Origin of the sequence: Pseudomonas sp. 30_B (assembly GCF_017491605.1) — a bacterium.
Lineage (GTDB): Bacteria > Pseudomonadota > Gammaproteobacteria > Pseudomonadales > Pseudomonadaceae > Pseudomonas.
The window spans coordinates 29,801-49,666 of sequence record NZ_JAFGYY010000010.1 but is presented as its reverse complement, the minus strand read 5'-3'; the positions used below and the strand labels follow the sequence as shown (position 1 = coordinate 49,666).

Annotated in this window: 17 protein-coding genes; 8 read left to right on the top strand and 9 right to left on the bottom strand. The window is 66.9% G+C overall.

The genetic code is table 11. The features are described 5' to 3' along the window. The first annotated feature begins 25 nt into the window (after positions 1-25). Positions 26-1,027, top strand: a complete 1,002-nt coding sequence (locus J5M67_RS12945; RefSeq protein ID WP_207885736.1) for a Fe(3+) ABC transporter substrate-binding protein — start codon at positions 26-28, stop codon at positions 1,025-1,027. A gap of 10 nt (positions 1,028-1,037) precedes the next feature. On the opposite strand, the gene J5M67_RS12940 is transcribed toward J5M67_RS12945, so the two are convergent. Continuing rightward, positions 1,038-1,367, bottom strand: a complete 330-nt coding sequence (locus J5M67_RS12940; RefSeq protein WP_207885735.1) for a hypothetical protein — start codon at positions 1,365-1,367, stop codon at positions 1,038-1,040. Between the two features lie 192 nt (positions 1,368-1,559). Between J5M67_RS12940 and J5M67_RS12935 the strand changes: the two genes are divergently transcribed. The 4 genes from J5M67_RS12935 (at position 1,560) to gcvP (ending at position 7,782) form a co-directional block, all read left to right on the top strand. After that, the gene (locus J5M67_RS12935; protein WP_207885734.1) at positions 1,560-3,179 is read left to right on the top strand and encodes an iron ABC transporter permease; all 1,620 of its coding nucleotides are present in this window, start codon (positions 1,560-1,562) and stop codon (positions 3,177-3,179) included. Positions 3,180-3,291: 112 nt separating this feature from the next. Continuing rightward, positions 3,292-4,374, top strand: coding sequence for a glycine cleavage system aminomethyltransferase GcvT (gene gcvT / locus J5M67_RS12930; RefSeq protein ID WP_207885733.1), 1,083 nt, complete (start codon positions 3,292-3,294; stop codon positions 4,372-4,374). 66 nt (positions 4,375-4,440) lie between these two features. Continuing rightward, entirely contained in the window at positions 4,441-4,830 is a 390-nt protein-coding gene (gene gcvH / locus J5M67_RS12925; RefSeq protein WP_045213109.1) for a glycine cleavage system protein GcvH, read from the top strand. A 75-nt stretch (positions 4,831-4,905) separates the two neighbouring features. Then, a complete protein-coding gene (gcvP, locus tag J5M67_RS12920) occupies positions 4,906-7,782 on the top strand; it encodes an aminomethyl-transferring glycine dehydrogenase (protein ID WP_207885732.1) in 2,877 nt (958 codons plus the stop codon). A gap of 825 nt (positions 7,783-8,607) precedes the next feature. Here gcvP and J5M67_RS12915 read toward each other — a convergent pair. The 6 genes from J5M67_RS12915 to J5M67_RS12890 form a co-directional block, all read right to left on the bottom strand. Next, on the bottom strand, positions 8,608-8,934 hold the full coding sequence (locus tag J5M67_RS12915; protein ID WP_207885731.1) for a DUF2388 domain-containing protein: 327 nt from the start codon (positions 8,932-8,934) through the stop codon (positions 8,608-8,610). A 114-nt stretch (positions 8,935-9,048) separates the two neighbouring features. Beyond that, positions 9,049-9,366 (bottom strand): DUF2388 domain-containing protein, encoded by a 318-nt coding sequence (locus J5M67_RS12910; protein WP_207885730.1) that lies wholly within the window; start codon positions 9,364-9,366, stop codon positions 9,049-9,051. Positions 9,367-9,439: 73 nt separating this feature from the next. Then, positions 9,440-11,845: a tetratricopeptide repeat protein gene (locus tag J5M67_RS12905; RefSeq protein WP_207885729.1), complete on the bottom strand. Its 2,406-nt coding sequence runs from the start codon at positions 11,843-11,845 to the stop codon at positions 9,440-9,442. A gap of 118 nt (positions 11,846-11,963) precedes the next feature. Then, a complete protein-coding gene (locus tag J5M67_RS12900; protein ID WP_207885728.1) occupies positions 11,964-13,244 on the bottom strand; it encodes a cytochrome c in 1,281 nt (426 codons plus the stop codon). Between the two features lie 2 nt (positions 13,245-13,246). After that, the gene (locus tag J5M67_RS12895) at positions 13,247-14,830 is read right to left on the bottom strand and encodes a GMC family oxidoreductase (protein ID WP_207885727.1); all 1,584 of its coding nucleotides are present in this window, start codon (positions 14,828-14,830) and stop codon (positions 13,247-13,249) included. 2 nt (positions 14,831-14,832) lie between these two features. Beyond that, positions 14,833-15,339, bottom strand: coding sequence for a sugar dehydrogenase complex small subunit (locus J5M67_RS12890; protein WP_207885726.1), 507 nt, complete (start codon positions 15,337-15,339; stop codon positions 14,833-14,835). Positions 15,340-15,554: 215 nt separating this feature from the next. Here J5M67_RS12890 and J5M67_RS12885 point away from each other — a divergent pair, with 215 nt between their 5' ends. The 3 genes from J5M67_RS12885 (at position 15,555) to J5M67_RS12875 (ending at position 18,228) form a co-directional block, all read left to right on the top strand. Further along, on the top strand, positions 15,555-16,349 hold the full coding sequence (locus tag J5M67_RS12885) for a thymidylate synthase (protein WP_207885725.1): 795 nt from the start codon (positions 15,555-15,557) through the stop codon (positions 16,347-16,349). A 279-nt stretch (positions 16,350-16,628) separates the two neighbouring features. Next, a complete protein-coding gene (locus J5M67_RS12880) occupies positions 16,629-17,786 on the top strand; it encodes an iron-containing alcohol dehydrogenase (protein WP_207885724.1) in 1,158 nt (385 codons plus the stop codon). Between the two features lie 7 nt (positions 17,787-17,793). Beyond that, a complete protein-coding gene (locus J5M67_RS12875; protein ID WP_207885723.1) occupies positions 17,794-18,228 on the top strand; it encodes a thioesterase family protein in 435 nt (144 codons plus the stop codon). A gap of 558 nt (positions 18,229-18,786) precedes the next feature. On the opposite strand, the gene J5M67_RS12870 is transcribed toward J5M67_RS12875, so the two are convergent. After that, positions 18,787-19,146 carry a hypothetical protein gene (locus tag J5M67_RS12870; protein WP_243808055.1) on the bottom strand — a complete coding sequence of 120 codons (360 nt, stop codon included), beginning with the start codon at positions 19,144-19,146 and terminating at the stop codon, positions 18,787-18,789. A 174-nt stretch (positions 19,147-19,320) separates the two neighbouring features. Further along, entirely contained in the window at positions 19,321-19,773 is a 453-nt protein-coding gene (locus J5M67_RS12865; protein ID WP_207885722.1) for a glycine zipper domain-containing protein, read from the bottom strand. Positions 19,774-19,866 lie beyond the last annotated feature (93 nt).

Genomic DNA, 19,866 nt, shown 5'->3' with positions numbered 1-19,866 from the left:
TATCTTCACCGCAAAGGACACGCCCATGCTCATGCGCAAAGGTCTTCTCGCCACCCTCCTGCTGGCCGCCATCGGTAGCACTGCCCAGGCCGCCGACGAAGTGGTGGTCTATTCCTCGCGCATCGACGAGCTGATCAAGCCGGTGTTCGACGCCTATACCGAGAAGACCGGGGTGAAGATCAAGTTCATCACCGACAAGGAAGCGCCGCTGATGGCGCGGATCAAGGCCGAAGGCGCCAACACCCCGGCCGACCTGCTGCTGACCGTCGACGCCGGCAACCTCTGGCAGGCCGAGAAGATGGGCATCCTGCAGCCTTTCGACTCGCCGGTGCTGGATGCCAACATCCCACCGCAGTACCGCTCCGGCACTGACAGCTGGACCGGCCTGTCGCTGCGCGCGCGCACCATCGTCTACTCCACCCAGCGGGTGAAGCCCGAGGAGCTGAGCACCTACGAGGCGCTAGCGGACAAACAGTGGGAAGGCCGCCTGTGCCTGCGCACGGCGAAGAAGGTCTACAACCAGTCGCTGACTGCCACCCTGATCGAGACCCACGGCGAGCAGAAGACCGAGCAAATCCTCAAGGGCTGGGTGGGCAACTTGGCCACCGACGTGTTCTCCGACGACACCGCGCTGCTCCAGGCCATCGCCGCCGGTCAGTGCGACGTTGGCATCGTCAACACCTATTACTTCGGCCGCCTGCACCAGGAGAAGCCGGACCTGCCGGTGAAACTGTTCTGGCCGAACCAGGGCGACCGTGGCGTGCACGTCAACCTGTCGGGCATCGGCCTGACCAAGTACGCGCCGCACCCGGAGGCGGCGAAGAAGCTGGTGGAGTGGATGACCGGCCCGGAGGCCCAGGCGCTGTTCGCCGGCATCAACCAGGAATTCCCGGCCAACCCGAAGGTGGAGCCTTCGAAGGAAGTGGCGGCCTGGGGCGCGTTCAAGGCCGACAGCATCCCGGTGGAAATCGCCGGCAAGCGTCAGGCCGAAGCGATCAAGCTGATGGATCGCGCCGGCTGGAACTGATGGGTAGCTCTCAGGGCGCGGGCTGGTACTGTACTGACAGCGGCTTGCCGCTGTCCGCCAGCAGGCAGGTGAAGTGTCCGTCCAGCTGTTCGCCCTTGCGCAGGGTGGCGCGCAGCGCCTTGCTGGCGACCACGCCCTTGACCTCGCCGGTGTAGCTTTCCTCCCGCACGCTGCTGGCATCCAGCCAGGTCTGCTGCCAGCGTTGCTGCATCGTCGGATCGCTGGCAAAGGAGCGCGAGGCCAGGTCCATGCAGGCTTCGAGCGAGCTCGGTGGCTCGGCAAAGGCGGCGCCGCACAGCGAGCAAAGCAGCAGGGCGGGGAGGGTTGGGGTGAGCCGCATGGGGTTTCTCCTGAGGGACGGCGGTGGCAAAGTGGCCGATTCGACCGCTCTACCTTGCGCTTTATCCCTGCATCCTCGCGATCAGTTGATTTCGAGTCTGCGAGCGGATATTTCCCGGTGTCATTCGGATACGCCTGACACTGATGCTCTTCAAGCGAGAGCGCCCACGGACGTTTCTGGATAACCCGTTACATGCGCTTCAACCGCTGGTATCCCATCACCTTCATCGTTGCCGCCCTGGTATTGCTGCCGATCAGCGTGCTGCTGCTGAGCTGGGCGGAGATCGACCGGGAAATCTGGGCGCACCTCTGGGATACCCAGCTACCGCGCCTGCTGGGCAACACGCTGGTGCTGGTCGGCGGCGTCGGCGTTGGGGTGACGCTGCTGGGCGTGAGTCTCGCCTGGCTCACCAGCCTCTGCGAATTCCCCGGCCGGCGCTGGCTGGACTGGGCGTTGATGCTGCCCTTCGCGGTGCCGGCCTACGTTCTGGCGTTCGTCTTCGTCGGCCTGCTGGACTTTGCCGGACCGGTGCAGACGCTGCTGCGCGAGTGGTTCGGCAGCGGCCTGCGGCTGCCCCGGGTGCGCTCCACCGGCGGGGTGATCATCGTCCTGGTGCTGGTGTTCTACCCCTACGTCTACCTGCTGGCGCGCACCGCCTTCCTCGCCCAGGGGCGCGGGCTGACCGAGGCGGCGCGGGTCCTCGGGCTGTCGCCCTGGATGGCGTTCTGGCGGGTCGCCCTGCCCATGGCGCGGCCGGCCATCGGCGCGGGCCTTGCCCTGGCGATCATGGAGACCCTGGCGGACTTCGGCACCGTCTCGGTGTTCAACTTCGATACCTTCACCACTGCGGTGTACAAGACCTGGTATGGCTTCTACAGCCTCTCCAGCGCCACCCAGTTGGCCAGCCTGCTGCTGCTCTTCGTCATGCTGGTACTGCTGGGCGAGCGTTACAGCCGGGGCCGCAGCGGAGTGCCCAGCGAGCGGCCGCGTGGTGCTGCCCTGTATCGCCTGCATGGTTGGAAGGCGTTCGCGGCGACGGCCTGGTGCCTGCTGGTATTCGCCTGCGCCTTCGTCATTCCGCTGCTGCAACTGCTGGCCTGGTGCTGGCAGAAGGGCCGCTTCGACCTCGACGAGCGTTACTGGGGGCTGATCCTGCACAGCCTTTACCTGGGCGCGCTTGCCGCGCTGTTGACGGTGGCGGTGGCGCTGTTGCTGGCCTTTGCCCGCCGCTTGTCGCCCACCGCGGCGGTGCGTTCGGCGGTCGGTATTTCCAACCTTGGCTACGCGCTGCCCGGCTCGGTGCTGGCGGTGGCGATCATGCTGGCCTTCAGCTGGCTGGATAACCATGCGGTGATCCCGCTGTCCTCCGCCTTGGGCGGCGCCGGCAAACCCCTGCTGCTGGGCAGCCTCGGCGCGCTGCTGGTGGCCTACCTGATCCGCTTCATGGCGGTGGCCCACGGCCCGCTGGAGGGCGCCCTGGCGCGTATCCGTCCGTCGCTGCCGGAGGCATCGCGCAGTCTCGGAGTGGGCGGAGCGGGACTATTCTTCAGGGTCTACCTGCCCCTGTTGCTGCCGGGGACGCTGAGCGCCGCGCTGCTGGTGTTCGTCGATGTGCTCAAGGAAATGCCCGCGACGCTGCTGATGCGCCCCTTTGGTTGGGACACGCTGGCCGTGCGCGTCTTCGAAATGACCAGCGAGGGCGAGTGGGCGCGGGCCGCGTTGCCGGCCCTGACGCTGGTGCTGGTGGGGCTGTTCCCGGTCATCGGCCTTATCCGTCGTTCAGCCCGCGCGGCCGGTTGCGCCGATCGCTGAGATTCGACCGTCGGACCCGCTGTCCACGGGCCGGTCATGCGACTACAATGCGCGCGTTTCGTGCGGGCCGTACTCGCGCTCCGCACCCGCCTCGCCCGGAAGGAGACCACCCATGGGACAGCGCACACCGCTCTATGATTTGCACGTCGCCCTCGGCGCCAAGATCGTCGATTTCGGCGGCTGGGACATGCCGCTGCACTACGGTTCGCAAGTCGAAGAGCACCACCAGGTACGTCGCGACTGCGGCGTGTTCGACGTTTCCCACATGACCGTGGTCGACGTCACCGGTCCGCAGGCGAAGGAATACCTGCAACGACTCCTGGCCAACGACGTCGAACGACTGCAAACCCCGGGCAAGGCGCTGTACAGCGGCATGCTCAACGACCGTGGCGGGGTGGTTGACGACCTGATCGTCTACCTCGGCGTGTACGGCTACCGCGTGGTGGTCAACGCCTCCACCCGCGACAAGGACATGGCCTGGATGCAGGCCCATACCGAAGGCTTCGACGTCACCCTGACCGAGCGCGCGGACCTCGCCATGCTGGCCGTGCAGGGCCCGAATGCCCGCGAGAAGACCGCCGAGCTGGTCACCCCCTCGCGCGCCGCGCTGATCCGCGAACTCAAGCCCTTCCAGGGCAAGGCCGACGGTGACTGGTTCATCGCCCGCACCGGCTATACCGGTGAGGACGGCCTGGAAATCATGCTGCCGGCCGCCGAGGCGCCGGGCTTCCTCAACGAACTGGTCGGCGCCGGCATTGCCCCGGCGGGCCTGGGCGCGCGCGATACCCTGCGCCTGGAAGCCGGGATGAACCTCTACGGCCAGGACATGGACGAAGACATCTCCCCGCTGGCCGCCAACATGGGCTGGACCATCGCCTGGGAGCCGGCCGGGCGCGACTTCATCGGCCGCAAGGCGCTGGAAGCGCAGAAAGCTGCGGGCGATACGCCCAAGCTGGTCGGTCTGGTGCTGGAAGAGCGCGGCGTGCTGCGCGCCCACCAGGTCGTGCGCGTCGCCGGTGTCGGCGATGGCGAGATCACCAGCGGCAGCTTCTCCCCGACGCTGGGCAAATCCATCGCCCTGGCCCGCGTGCCGGCGGCCACCGGCGACCGCGCCGAAGTGGAAATCCGTGGCAAGTGGTACCCGGTTCGCGTCGTTCAGCCGAATTTCGTGCGTCATGGCAAAGCCCTGATCTAAATTGCATGATCTAACTTGAATAGGGCGGCACCGCCGCCCGTCGCCCAGTCACCGAGGAAAAACAACATGAGCAATATCCCCGCCGACCTGCGTTACGCCGCCAGCCATGAGTGGGCGCGCCTGGAAGCCGACGGTACCGTGACCGTGGGCATCTCCGACCACGCCCAGGAAGCCCTGGGCGACGTGGTCTTCGTCGAACTGCCGGAAGTGGGCAAGACCCTCGCCGCCGGCCAGGAAGCCGGTGTGGTCGAGTCGGTGAAGGCCGCCTCGGACATCTATGCCCCGGTGGGCGGCGAAGTCATCGCCGTCAACGACGTGCTGGCCGACACCCCTGAAGAAGTGAACAACGACCCGTACGGCTCCTGGTTCTTCAAGCTCAAGCCGAGCAACCCGGCCGAGCTGGACAAGCTGCTGGACGCCGCCGGCTACCGCGCTGCCAGCGACGCCGACGCGTAAGACACCGCTGTACACACAGGCCTCGATTCGTCGGGGCCTGTTCTTTTCAGGCACGACCTTTCGAGAGCCGACGCCATGTCGAACACCCCTTCGCTGTCCCAGCTGCACCAGCCCGACGCCTTCCTCGCCCGCCATCTGGGCCCTGATGCCGTCGAACAACAGGCCATGCTCGACACGCTAGGCGTCGCCAGCCGCGATGACCTGATCGTGCAGACGGTGCCGCCGGCCATCCGCCTGAACCGGCCGCTGGACCTGCCTGCCGCGCTCGACGAGCAGGGCGCGCTGGCGAAGCTGAAGGGTTACGCGCAGAAGAACGAGCTGTGGACCAGCCTGATCGGCACCGGCTACTACGGCACCCTGACCCCTACGGTCATCCTGCGCAACGTGCTGGAGAACCCGGGCTGGTACACCGCCTACACGCCGTACCAGCCGGAAATCGCCCAGGGTCGTCTCGAATCCCTGCTGAACTTCCAGCAGATGACCATCGACCTCACTGGCCTCGACCTCGCCAGCGCCTCGCTGCTCGACGAAGCCACCGCCGCCGCCGAGGCCATGGCCCTGGCCAAGCGCGTGGCCAAGTCCAAGAGCAACCTGTTCTTCGTCGACGCCCAGTGCCACCCGCAGACCATCTCCGTGGTGCAGACCCGCGCCGACGCCTTCGGCTTCGAGGTGGTGGTCGATGAGGTGGAGAACCTCGGCCAGCACGCGGTGTTCGGCGCGCTGCTGCAATACCCCGATACCCGTGGTGAGATCCGCGACCTGCGCAGCCTGATCGACGCGCTGCACGCCCAGCAGGCCATCGCCTGCGTGGCCAGCGACCTGCTCGCGCTGCTGCTGCTCACCCCCCCGGGCGAGCTGGGCGCCGACGTGGTGCTGGGCAGTGCCCAGCGCTTCGGCGTGCCGATGGGCTATGGCGGCCCGCACGCGGCCTTCTTCGCCTGCCGCGACGAATACAAGCGCGCCATGCCCGGCCGGATCATCGGCGTGTCCAAGGACGCCCGTGGCAACACCGCGCTGCGCATGGCCCTGCAGACCCGCGAGCAGCACATCCGCCGCGAGAAGGCCAACTCCAACGTCTGCACCTCGCAGGTGCTGCTGGCCAACATCGCCAGCCTGTATGCCGTCTACCACGGCCCGCAGGGTCTGAAGCGCATCGCCCAGCGTGTGCACCGCCTGACTGCCGTGCTGGCCGCCGGCCTGACCGCCAAGGGCGTGAAGATCGTCAACCAGCACTTCTTCGACACCCTGACCCTGGACGTCGGCGCGCAGCAGCAGGCGATCATCGAGCGCGCCCGCGCCGCCCGCGTGAACCTGCGCATCGACGGTGAGGACCGCCTGGGTGTGAGCCTGGACGAAACCAGCAGCGCCGACACTCTCGCTACTCTATTCGACATCCTGCTGGGTGCCGGCCACGGCCTGGACGTCGCCCAGCTCGACGCCGGCAAGGTTGCCGATGGCATCCCCGCCGATCTGCAGCGCAGCAGCGGCTACCTGACCCACCCGGTGTTCAACCGCCACCACAGCGAAACCGAGATGCTGCGCTACCTGCGCCAGCTCGAAGGCAAGGACCTGGCGTTGAACCAGGCGATGATCCCGCTGGGCTCCTGCACCATGAAGCTCAACGCCACCAGCGAGATGATCCCGATCACCTGGCCGGAATTCGCCAGCCTGCACCCCTTCGTGCCCCGTGAGCAGGCCGAGGGCTACCGCCTGATGATCGAGGAGCTGGAGCGCTGGCTCTGCGCGATCACCGGCTTCGACGCGATCTGCATGCAGCCCAACTCCGGCGCCCAGGGCGAGTACGCGGGCCTGCTGGCGATCCGCAAGTACCACGAGAGCCGTGGCGATGCGCATCGCAACATCTGCCTGATCCCGTCCTCGGCCCACGGCACCAACCCGGCCTCGGCGATCATGGCGAGCATGCGCGTGGTCATCGTCGAGTGCGACAAGGGCGGCAACGTCGACCTGGAAGACCTCAAGCGCAAGGCCGAGGAAGCCGGTTCGCAGCTGTCCTGCCTGATGATCACCTACCCGTCCACCCACGGCGTGTACGAGGAAGGCATCCGCGAGATCTGCGAGGTGATCCACGCCCATGGTGGCCAGGTCTACATGGACGGCGCCAACCTCAACGCCCAGGTCGGCCTGGCGCGCCCGGCGGATATCGGCGCCGACGTGTCGCACATGAACCTGCACAAGACATTCTGCATCCCCCACGGCGGTGGCGGTCCGGGCATGGGCCCTATCGGCGTGAAGAAGCACCTCGCGCCCTTCGTCGCCAACCACCCGGTGATCCGCATCGAAGGCCCGAACCCGCTGAACGGCGCGGTGAGCGCCGCGCCCTGGGGTAGCGCCAGCATCCTGCCGATCAGCTGGATGTACATCGCCATGATGGGCCCGCAGCTGGCGGATGCCACCGAGGTGGCAATTCTCAATGCCAACTACGTGGCCAGCAAGCTCGACGGCGCCTTCCCGGTGCTCTACCGCGGCCGCAACGACCGCGTCGCCCACGAATGCATCCTCGACCTGCGTCCGCTCAAGGCACAGACCGGGATCAGCGAGGAAGACGTGGCCAAGCGCCTGATGGACTACGGCTTCCACGCGCCGACCATGTCCTTCCCGGTGCCCGGCACGCTGATGGTGGAGCCGACCGAGAGCGAGTCCAAGCATGAGCTGGACCGCTTCATCGAGGCGATGCTGTCGATCCGCGGAGAAATCGCCAAGGTCGAGAGCGGCGAATGGCCGGCCGAGGACAACCCGCTCAAGCGTGCGCCGCATACCCTGGCGGACGTGACAGGGCTGTGGGAGCGCCCGTACGAGATCGCCGAGGCGGTGACGCCGACCGAGCATACCCGCGCCTTCAAGTACTGGCCGGCGGTGAACCGCGTGGACAACGTCTACGGCGACCGCAACCTGTTCTGTGCGTGTGTGCCGGTGGATGACTATCGCGAGTGATCGCTGAGTCGAACTGAAAAAGCCGCCTTCGGGCGGCTTTTTCGTGGTGATGATTTCGCCGCTATGGACGGGCTTTTCGTAGGAGCGAGCTTGCTCGCGAATTGTCCCAGTGGCGGAGGCGCCTGTAACCACGTTTCGTAGGAGCGGACTTCGTCCGCGATGCTGCTGCTCTTCGTAGGGCGAATAACGCCTCTAGCGTTATCCGCCGTCTTGGCTTTGGGTGTTTCTGCGCCGCATCGGCGTGCGCTGAAAGATTTTATTTCGCCCCCTCGGGCGAGTTACTTCTTCCAAACGCCGAAGAAGTAACCAAGAAGGCTTGCCCCATCATCCGGGTCCCGCTTCGCGGGACTCCCCTCGCTCCATCGAAGTTTCAGGGGCACGCGTCGACGGGCCATCCCTGGCCCAACGACGCTCTCGCGGCATCCATGCCGCTCAACCCCTGAAACTCCGATTCCACTCGGCCTCCTGAAGGGGCCGTTCGGAGTGCTCGGATGTTTTTCTGGAAGTCTTAAGGAGCCAGAACCAGAGCCAGAGCCAGAGCCAGAGCGTGGCGCTCTGGCTCCCGTAGGAGAGACGGGGGCGCCTAGCCCTTGTCCGCGAAATCCCGCGCGGAGGACCCCGTTGCTACAGGAAAACGTCAGGGCCTTGCGCCTCCTGTGGCGAACCTGGCTGATCTGCCGGTGCATCGCGGGCATGGCCCGCTCCTACAGGGAGGCAGTCAGCACGAGGGAATGGCGCTGGGCGGGCGGAGTAACCCGATCCTCCCGCCGGCCCCGCCAGCAGGGAACGGCCCGTGGCGAGCGCCAGGGGCCGCGTCGGTGGGGTTCAGTGGGCAGGTGCATCGTCGCCGCGGGCCAGGATGGCGTTGGCCAGGTCCATGTCGCTGCGATCACGCAGGCTGGGATTGTCGTTGCGCAGGCGGGTCAGGGCGGATTCAAGGTAGGGGCCACGGATCGCACCGTCGCTGGCGACATAGGCGCTGGCGTCGTCCTGGGCGGCGACGATCAGTTTGTGGTCATGCCTGAAGGTCAGGTAGAGCGACGCGGTGGTCGCGCCGGACGAGATGATATCGCGCAGGAAGTCATCGGCCAGGGCCGAGGTAACGGGCAGGGCGAGCAGGGCGAGTACGGTGGCCAGTTTGGCGGTGTGCATCAGAATCACCTCCGGAGGGTCCGTGTACAGGTGAGATGCGCGGGGTTTGCGGGGAGTTCCACCTTTGCGCCGGGCGGCGCGCACTGTGTGGGGAGGCAGCGCGCGCCGTGGCGGTCAGCGTTGGCTGGCGAGCAGGGCGGTGGCCAGTTCCGCGTCGCTGGCGTTGGCCAGCGCCGGGTTGCCGGTGCGCATCTGCTGCAGCGCGGCCTCAAGGTAGGGGCCGCGAATGGCGCCATCGGTGGCGATGAAGCTGGCGGCATCGTCCTGGGCCGGGCCAACCAGTTTGTGGTCGTCGCGGCTGGTCAGGTAGCTCGAGGCGGTGGTGGCGCCGGAGGTCAGGACCGAGTGCCAGAAGTCGCTGTCTTCGGCCATGGCCGAGGCCAGCGGGAATAGGGTGAACGCAATGACGGCGGGGATGAAGCGGCGACGCATGGTAACTCCTTGGTTGAGTGCGTCTGTCAGAGCGTTTGCCGCTTCCCGAGTTCCCGCCTGCTCGTCGGAAGATTCACTCACGCTTGAGCGTGGGATCGTCCGGATTCTGTTGCTCCAGTTCCGCCAGCAGCATCTGCACTTTCTGCATCTGCCCGGTCTCGCGCAGGTAGCCGATCAGCGCCAGGCGTGCCGTACGGTTGGCCGGGTGGCGCTGCAGCAGTGCCTCCAGCTCATGGGCGGCGGCGTCGGCTTCGCCGCTGTCGTGCAGGGCGATGGCCAGCACGTAGCGGAACTGGTCGTCGTCCGGCGACAGGCGCACCGCTTCACGCAGCTCCTTGAGCGCCGCCGGGCGCTCGCCCTGGCGCACCAGGGCGAGGCCCTTGACGTGGTGCAGCAGCCCGGCGGACGGATGCTGGCGCAGGGCGTCGTCGAGCAGTTGGCCGGCATCGGCCTGGCGACCGTTGGCTTCCAGCCACTGGATCAGCGTGACGGTGGCCGGCAGGAAGTCCGGGTTGTGCTGTATCGCCGCGCGGAGCGCCGGCTCCACCTGGTCGCTCCGACCGGTGCGCTGGTAGAGCATGGCGAGGTTGAGGTTGGCCTCGGCGCGCTCCGCCAGGCTCTTATGGACGTCCTCGTATTCGCGCAACCCCTTGTCCAGGGCCTCGTCGAGGCCGGGGCGAGCCTGCGGCGGCAACTGCGACAACTGCCAGGCCGCGGTGATGCGCACGGCACGGATCGGGTCATTCAGCAGGGGAGCCATCAGGGGCACCAGCACCAGGGCCTGCTGCGGCCCATTGGCGAGAGGCATGACGACGTTGATGGCGGCCGTGCGCACCAGCGGATCGGGGTCCTTCAGGCCCTGCGCCGCCAGCTCCAGCGAACGGGGGCTGGGGTAGTCAGGCAGTTCGGCCAGCAGCGTCGCGCGGCGGATCGCCGGCAGCTCGGGCGAGGCCAGCAGCAGGTGCAGCGCGCGGGAGGCGCCCGGCTTGCCGCCACGGGCCTTCCAGAGGGTGTCGTCGTAGCGTGGCGTGGGATTGCCCGAGGCGTTCGGCCTGGCCGGCTGTTCGCTGGCGTACCACTGCTGGAACTGCTCGGCGATCTTCTTCGCCGGGGTGTCCTTGTGGCAGGCCAGGCAGGCGTCGGGCGCGCCGATGCGCCGTGCGTGCGCAGGGTCGGGCAGGCTGAAGCCGTGGTCGTGGCGGTAGTCGTTGACCATGTAGTAGCGGCCCGGCATGTGACAGGACGTGCACTGCGCGCCGGGGCTGCCGGGTTCGTGGTGATGGTGCTCAGGCGAGTCGTAGTTCTTCGCCTTCAGGCCCTTGCCGTCGATCTGCGGGCGCACCGGCTTGCCGGCGGTGTTGTGGCATTGCAGGCAGACGCCATTGCCCGGCGCCTTCAGCTCGCCGCTGTGGGGATTGTGGCAGTCGGTGCACTGCACGCCCTTGGCGAACATCTTGCTCTGGGTGAAGGAGCCCCATTCGAAGACCTCGTCCTTGATCTTGCCGTCGATCTCGTAGAGCTCGCGGGTCAGGGTGCTGGGCAGGTAGTCGTCCATGAAGCGGTTTTTGTTCTGGTAGCCGTCGCCCAGCGGCGCGCGGCGGGCGTGGCAGCGTGCGCAGGTTTCCACCACGGTGCTCTGGCTGGCATTTTTCAGCGGCACCTCGAAGCCCTTGTCGGCGCTGCGATCCGGTTTCTGCGCCCATTCCAGGTGCTTCGATGCCGGGCCGTGACAGGCCTGGCAGCCGACGCCGAGGCTGTTCCAGTGGCTGGCGAAGCTGTCGGTTTTGGCGTCGTAATTGCGCTTGAAGCCGGTGGTATGGCACTCGACGCACATGAAGTTGGCGTTCTGCGCCGGACGGGTCCAGTGCAGCTCGTCCTTGTAATCGATGCGTTGGCCGGGCATCAGCTGGAACCAGTGCTGCTTGCGGCTATCCCAGGCGACGCCGAGGGCCTGCAGGCGGCCGCCCGGGTACTCCAGCAGATACTGCTGCAAGGGTTCGATGCCGAAGGTGTAGGCCACCTTGAAGTCCGCCGGCTTGCCGTCGTTGCCAGGGGTATTGACCCAGTATTCGTCGCCCTTGCGGAAGAAACGGGTGGTCTCGACCTCGCCCTTGAAGGTGACGTCGGCGAAATCGCCGAGCACGTTGCCTTCGCTGGCCGGCTTCATCGCCTGCTGGTGATGGGAGCCCTGCCAGTCCTTGGTCTGTGTCTGGTGGCACCCGGTGCAGGTGGATTCGGCAACCAGTTGCGCGGATTGCGGCGCAGGTGTCGGCGCCTGTGCAGCCGGTGCGGAGTTCTGGACCGGCGGATGGCCGCTCGGCAGGGTGACGCCGTTGTCCTGCTCAACCCAGATCCAGGCGCCGACGGTGGCCGCCAGCAGCAGCCCGGCCACCACGGCGAGCCAGGTGCGGCGCGGTGCGGACGGTTGGGGCGCGTGGGGAGTGGGGCGAGGCTTCTTGGTCTTGTGGGACATGGACATCCGTTGTTCCGCGACGACTCCAGGGGTAAGGGAGCTTCCGCGAGCAGGGGGAGGCTGTCAACGCGGGCGGGCCGTCTTCGTCGTGGGGTGGCGGCCCGCCACTATGTCGGGATGAGGCTCAGGGCTGGCGTATTTCCGCGACCCGCGCGCTGTCGACTTTCACCTCCGGATTGCCGAACTGCGCGGTGAGGTAGTTCACCAGGGTGGCGATCTGCTCGTCATTGAGCGTCCCCGCGAAGCCCGGCATGAACAGCTCCTGGTCGCCGACCTTGCGGTGCACGCCGCCGAGTACCACCTGCACCAGGTTGTCCGGTTGCAGGGCGCCGACCGCGCTGTTCTTCAGCAGCATCGGGTAATAGCCGTCCTTCACCCCTTCGCCGCTCCAGGAGTGGCAGCTGGCGCAATTGCCCAGGTAGAGGCGGGCGCCGTCGACCTGATTTTGCGTGGCGAAGTCCTGGCCGCGCAGGGTGACCACGTCCTCGGCCGGCTTGCCCCACTGGAAGCGCGCCTTGCGCTCGCCATCGCTGAACGCCGGGACGCTGCGCAGGTAGGTGGCGATGGCTTGCAGGTCCGCTTCCGTCAGGTACTGGAAGCTGTGCTCCACCGCCTCGCCCATGGGGCCCGCGGCCTGGGCCTTGCCCGGCACGCCGCCGGTCTTGAGGTACTGCACGATCTCCGCGTCGCTCCAGCCGCCGATGCCGCTGTGGGTGTCGGGGGTGATGTTGAAGGCGTACCAGCCGCCCAGGGCGGCACCGGCGAGGAAGCCGGTGCCCTGTTCGTTCATGGCCTTCTCCTGGAAGGCCATGCCGCGAGGGGTGTGGCAGGTGCCACAGTGGGCCAGGCCCTGGACCAGGTAGGCGCCACGGTTCCAGGCGGCACCCTGCTTCGGATTGTTCTGGTAGACCGCATCGTCGTGGAACAGCAGGTTCCAGATTGCCAGTGGCCAGCGCACGTCCAGCGGCCAGGCGATGTCCGAATCCTGGTTGGGCTGCGCCACCGCCTGCACGCCGCCGTTGAGGAACCAGGCGTAGAGCGCCTTCATGTCGTCGTCGTTGATCTTCGCGTAGGCGGTGTAGGGCATCGCCGGGTAGAGGCGGGTGCCGCCCTTGGCCACGCCGTCGCGCAGGGCGCGGGCGAAGTCGTCGTAGCTGTAGCTGCCGATGCCGGTTTTCGGGTCGGGTGTGATGTTGGTGGAGTACACCGCGCCCAGCGGCGTGGTCAGCGGCAGGCCGCCGGCGAAGGGCTTGCCGCCCGGCGCGGTGTGGCAGGCGGCGCAGTCGCCGGCACGGGCCAGATACTCGCCACGTTGCAGCAGTTCCTGTGGCGCCGGGTCCAGCGCATTGGCGGCGTGGCCCGAAAGAGGGGCAGCGAGTAGGGCGAGGAGTGCCAGGGTTTTCATCGTCAGGCCTCCCGCTTCAGCTGGTCGGCCAGGCGCAGGGCCAGGGCGGCGATGGTCAGGGTGCAGTTCACCGAGCCGACGGTGGGCATCACTGCGCTGCCGGCGATGAACAGGTTGGGGTGGTCGTGGCTGCGGCAGTGGCTGTCGACCACCGAGTCCTTCGGGTCGGCGCCCATCAGGGTGGTGCCGGTGATGTGGTTGTTGTTGGCGAAGTTGTCCTCGAACACCACCTCGGTGCCGCCCAGCAGTTTCGCCGCATGGGTGTACACCTCGCGGGTGTGCGCCGCGCTCTTGTGCACGTAGTCGTCCATCGCGTAGGTGAACTCCGGCTTGGGGATGCCCACGGCATCGCGCTCGCTGGCGCTGGGGACGATACGGTTCTCCGGGTGCGGCAGGATTTCGTGGAAGCTGTCGAAGCGCACGAAGCGCGCGGCACGGTCGCGGATCTGCGCTTCCAGCTCGCGGCCCAGCAGCAGCGGGCCCTTGCGGATCAGCTCGGCGGCCACCTGGTCGGTGCGCGAGAGGTTCGAAAGGTGGATCTTCTTCGAGGCGTACTGGCTGCGGAACGCGCCATCGCGGAAGCCCACCATGGAGGTCATTTCCTGCGGCCCACGGCCTGGCCAGAGCTTCTCGTCGGCATAGAACTGCACGGCGGTGCCGGGGTGGTCCATGAGGTTGCGGCCGACCATGTCCGAGCTGTTGCCGATCTCCGACATCAGCATCAGCTTGGGCGTCTCGATGCCGTTGGCGGCGAGGATGAAGGTGTCGCCTTCGACCCGGTGCTCGTTGCCCTGCGGGTCCTTGTACAGCGCGGCGCTGATCTTGCCGCCGTCGCCCTTCTCCAGCTTGAACACCACGGCGTTTTCCACCAGTCGCGCGCCGGCGGCTTCGGCCTTCTCGACGTGGACGATGCCGTTGTACATGGCGCCGATGGGGCAGATCGGCATGCAATTGTTGTTGCCGCAGCAGGTGGGCCGCGCGTCGTAGGGGCGGCTGTTGCGCGCCACCGGCTCGGTGACTACGCGGTAGCCATTGGCGTTGAGCAGGGTCTTGATGCGCTGCTCGTTCCACGACAGCGGCAGTGGCGGCATGGGGTAGGGCTGGCTGCGCGGAGAGTCGAGTTCCTCGTCGCCCGGCCCCCAGACGCCCAGCTCCTCCTCGGCGCGCTGGTACCAGGGTTCGAGCTCCGCGTACTCGATGGGCCAGTCGCGGCCCACGCCGTAGAGGCTCGCCAGCTTGAAGTCGTTGGGCAGGAAGCGCCAGGCCGAGGCCGCCCAGTGCCAGGTGGTGCCGCCGACCACGCGCAGATACTGCACGTCGTAGGGGTGGGTGCCCTTCTGGATCAGGTAGTGGTTGTCCGGCTTGAACTGCGGGTGCGGCGCGTGCGGGCTGGACGGGTAGGCCGCCTGGTTGTCGGACTTGTCCGCCTGGTTGCGGAAGCGCTCGACGATCTCCCAGCGCGCCATGCGCGGCCCGGCCTCGAGGATCAGCACGTCCTTGCCGGCCAGCGCCAGTTGATGAGCCACCAGTGCCCCGGCGACGCCGGAGCCGACCACCACGAAATCCGCGCGTTGCGTCTCGGCCATGTTCACACCTCCCGCTCGGCCGGCTGGGCCGCCCAGAAACCCGGCTTGTTCGGGCAGTAGCTGCGGATCACCAGCACGTCGTCCACCGCCTTGAACATCAGCGCCTGCTCATAGCTGATCAGCGTGGCGTTGCTGGCATCGCCGATCTGCCCCAGGTACCAGCCACCGAGGATCTGCCGGGCCAGCCACTGCTGGCGCTCGCCCCAACTGGCGGGCGGGTCGGCCAGGTGCGCCTGCAGCTCGGCGAGACTCTGCTTGAGCGCGGTATCGCGCTGGGCCAGCGCTTCGAACAGGCGCTGACCGATGCGCGGGTCGAGGTTGCTGCGGCCGGTCAAGCGCTGGGAGAGGGTCATGAAACTGGCCAGCTCCGCCTCGGCCTGGGGCGTCAGCGCGGCCCAGGTGCGGACAGCGGGGCTGAGCAGTACGCTGCCGACAGCCGCGGCGGTGCAGGCCGCCGCCAGCAGTTGACGACGGGAAAGGGGGAAGTCGGGCAATTGAACGTCGGACATGCAGACCTCTCTGGCACCAGGCAAGGGCGGCGGCGGTCGGACGCCGCCTGCGTCGTGTCGTTCGAAACGGAGTGCGGCCACCGGGCCGGTCGGGGTGGCGAGAGCGGGCCGCGCCCCTTAGTATTGCCGCTTGTTCAGATTCTGCATGGGCGGATCGACCCGCCGGCGGCCACCGCGAGCCGCGCCGCAGAGCCTCACCGGATAAAACAGCACCGATGAAACAGTACCTCGACCTCATGCGCCACGTGCGCGAACACGGCACCTTCAAGAGCGACCGCACCGGCACCGGCACCTACAGCGTGTTCGGCCATCAGATGCGTTTCGACCTGGCCGAAGGCTTCCCGCTGGTGACCACCAAGAAGTGCCACCTGAAATCGATCATTCATGAGCTGCTGTGGTTCCTCAAAGGCTCGACCAACATCGCCTACCTGAAGGAAAACGGCGTCTCCATCTGGGACGAGTGGGCCGACGAGAACGGCGACCTCGGCCCGGTCTACGGCTACCAGTGGCGCTCCTGGCCGGCGCCGGACGGCCGCCATATCGACCAGATCGCCAACCTGATGGCGATGCTGAAGAAGAACCCGGACTCGCGCCGCCTGATCGTCTCCGCCTGGAACCCGGCGCTGATCGACGAGATGGCCCTGCCGCCGTGCCATGCGCTGTTCCAGTTCTACGTCGCCGACGGCAAGCTCAGCTGCCAGCTCTACCAGCGCTCGGCCGACATCTTCCTCGGCGTGCCCTTCAACATCGCCAGCTATGCGCTGCTGACCCTGATGGTCGCGCAGGTCGCGGGCCTGCAGCCGGGCGAGTTCATCTGGACCGGCGGTGACTGCCACCTGTACGCCAATCACCTGGAGCAGACCGACCTGCAGCTGACCCGCCAGCCGCTGCCGCTGCCGACCATGAAGATCAACCCCGAGGTGAAGGACCTGTTCGACTTCCGCTTCGAGGACTTCGAGCTGGTCGGCTACGAGTCCCACCCGCACATCAAGGCGCCGGTCGCTGTCTGACCTGACCTTGTGAAGAAAAGGCCGGCGCAATGCCGGCCTTTGCGTTTCAGTCGTGCCTTCTTTCGCCGTCCTCTCCTGGCTGCTTGGTGGTATTCAGTTTGTGAATAATGGTTTCGCATAGCGATACCTGGTTCCGTGAATTAGTGGGCTGTTTGCTATGCTGGCCGTCTTTCCCCTTCCAAGGGAGGGGAGGAGGACCCGTGACGGCAGATTATTCTCGCTGTCCTGGCCGGCCCGCTCTGCGATGGGGCTTGCAAGCACAACAAGAAGGGGACCGCCATGCAGCCTTTCAGCTTTGCCACCACCGCGCAGATCCTCTGCGAGAGTGGCTCCGCCGCCCGCCTGGGTGAACTCTGCCGCGAGCGCGGCGCCCAGCGCGTCCTCATCGTTACCGACCCTGGAATTACCCGGCTGAACATGCTCGACGATGTTCTACCGGGCTTCGCGAGGGCTGGCGTGGCGGTGGAAGTCTTCGACCAGGTACTGGCCGACCCGCCGGAAGGCGTGGTGCTGGCCGCCGCGGGGCAGGCGCACAGGATGGCCGCGCAGCTGGTGATCGGCTTCGGTGGCGGCAGCTCGATGGACGTGGCCAAGCTGGTGGCGCTGCTGGCGCACCAGCTGGCGACGCAGGGCCTCAAGGATATCTTCGGCGTCGGCAACGCCCGCGGCCCGCGTCTGCCGCTGATCCAGGTGCCGACCACCGCCGGCACCGGTTCCGAAGTCACCCCCATCGCCATCGTCACCACCGGCGAGACCACCAAGATGGGCGTGGTCAGCCCGCATCTGCTGCCGGACCTGGCGGTGCTCGACGCCGACCTCACCCTCGGCCTGCCGCCGGCAGTCACCGCCGCCACCGGCATCGACGCCATGGTCCACGCCATCGAGGCCTATACCAGCAAGCTGAAGAAGAACCCGCTGTCCGACCTGCTGGCCCGCGAAGCGCTGCGTCTGCTGGCGCTGAATCTGGATGAGGCGGTGAACAACGGCCGCAACCGCGAGGCGCGCCAGGCCATGCTGCTGGGCGCCTGCCTGGCCGGACAGGCCTTCGCCAATGCGCCGGTGGCCGCGGTGCACGCGCTGGCCTACCCGCTGGGCGGGCACTTCCACATTCCCCATGGCCTGAGCAATGCACTGGTGCTGCCGGAAGTGATCCGCTTCAATGCGCCCAATGCCGGTGCGCTGTATGCCGAACTGGCGCCGCTGCTGCTGGGTGAGCGCCTGCGTACGGATGCCGACCGCACCGAGCAATTCATCGCCGAACTGGCCGAACTCAGCCCGCGCTGTGGCCTGCCCTCGCGCCTGCGTGACGCCGGTGTGCCGGAAGACAGCCTGCCGCGCCTGGCCGCAGACGCGATGTTGCAGCAGCGCCTGCTGGTGAATAATCCCCGCGAGGTCAGCGAGCGCGATGCGCTGGCCATCTACCGAGCCGCCTATTGAGAGAGCGATGAGCGAACAGCATCCCAGCCGCGCCGATTACGCGCACTTCCAGCCGATCACCACCCGCTGGCATGACAACGACATCTACGGCCACGTGAACAACGTGACCTACTACGGCTTCTTCGACACGGCGGTGAATACCTACCTGATCGAGCGCGGCGGCCTGGATATCCACGACGGCGAGGTGGTGGGCTTCGTGGTCAGCTCCAGCTGCGACTACTTCGCGCCGGTGGCCTTTCCCGAGCGCATCGAGGTTGGCCTGCGGGTCGGCAAGCTGGGCAACAGCTCGGTGCAGTACGAACTGGCGATCTTCCGCGAAGGTGAGGAACTGGCCTGTGCGGCGGGCAGGTTCGTGCATGTGTTCGTCGACCGCGCGAGCAACGGCCCGGTGCCGATCCCGGTGCCGTTGCGCGAGGCGATGGAAGTATTGCTCCGCGCCTGAACGGCTTTTCGTAGGAGCGGACTCCGTCCGCGATGCTCTTGCTCTTCGTAGGGCGAATAACGCCTCTGGCGTTATCCGCCGTCTTGGCTTTGGGTGTTTCTGCGTCGCTTCGGCGTACGCTGGAAGATTTTATTTCGCCCCCTCGGGCGAGTTACTTTCTCAAACGACAGAAAGTAACCAAAGGTCTTGCCCCTGCATCCGGCCCCGGCTTCGCCGGGGTTCCCTCCTTCCATCGAAGTTTCAGGGGCCCGAACTAGGCGTCCCCCCGTCGAAGGGCCATCCCTGGCCCATCGCGGCTCTCGCGGCATCCATGCCGCTCAACCCCTGAAACTCCGATTCCACTCGGCCTCCTGAAGGGGCGCTCGGCGTGCGTGGGTGTTTCGCTGGAAGTCTTCAAGAGCCAGAAAAGGGGGGCGATGCTCTTCGTAGGAGCGGGCCATGCCCGCGAAATCCTTCGCGGATGGATTCTTCTCTTACCGGAAAACACCCATGCTGAGCGCCCGCGTAAGAGCGGACTTTGTCCGCGATGGGCGCGATGCCATATGGAAAGGGCAGCGCTCACCACCCCATCGGATAATGCTGAATCCGGCAGGGCTTGGGATTGCCGTCGTTCTTGCACTCTCCATCCAGGTACTGATAGCGCATCCACACCCGCTGGCCCGGCTTGGGCCAGTGCCTGCGCGCAATCATGCTCTGGTAATCGGCGCTCTCCGGCGCGAAGGCGATCACTTCGCCGCGAATCGGGCACTCGGTCGACGCCGCCTGGGCCTTCACCGACTCCACCCGCCCCTTCAGGGCAGGGTGGGGCTGGGTCACCGTCCCGGTGATCTCCACCTCCATCCGGCAGACCTGCCAATTCGCCGCCTGAGCGCAGGGTGCAATGAACAGAGGCAGGAACAGTCCAGCAGCAACTTTCACGACAAGAACTCCTTGTAGGCAGTGATCCTTCACCCGCAAGCCTATACCAGACGCGCCGGGTGGGCGGGCGGCCACCGGTCGAGCTGAGCGCGCTGCTCTCGGTGCTGCCGGCTCGCCAGGCCTGAAATGAAAGAGCCCGCCGGAAGGCGGGCTCTTTCTGGGCTCAACGCAGCATCAATCGTCGTCGTGATGCTTGTGTTTGTGCTTATGGTGGCCCTTGGCCTTGTGATAGCCGTTGTCGTGGTGGCCATCGTTATCGTCGTCGTCATCGTTGTTCTTGTCGGCCATGTGGTTACCCAGCGCGCCGCCCGCGGCGCCGCCCAGGCCTGCTCCGATGGTGCCGCCGGTGGAACCGCCGACCTTGTTGCCGATGACCGAGCCGCCAGCTGCACCCAGGCCGCCACCAATGGCTGCCTCGGTCTTGTTGCCGTTCTTCGCGCCCATTGCACCGCCGGCCGCGCCGCCGACGCCCGCGCCGATGGCCGCGCCGGTGGAGCCGCCCAGGGCGCCGCCAACCACGTTACCGAGTGCGCCGCCCACACCGCTGCCAATCGCAGCCTTGGTGTCATCGGCCATGGCGTGGCTGGCCAGGAGAGCCAGCGCCAGAACAGAAAGAGTCTTACGCATCTTGCGAACCTGAATCCTGAATGGAGAGTAGGGGTGGGGAATTGTCCCGCACACAAAACAGCCGGGCAATCTTTGCCCGGCTGTCAGTCATCG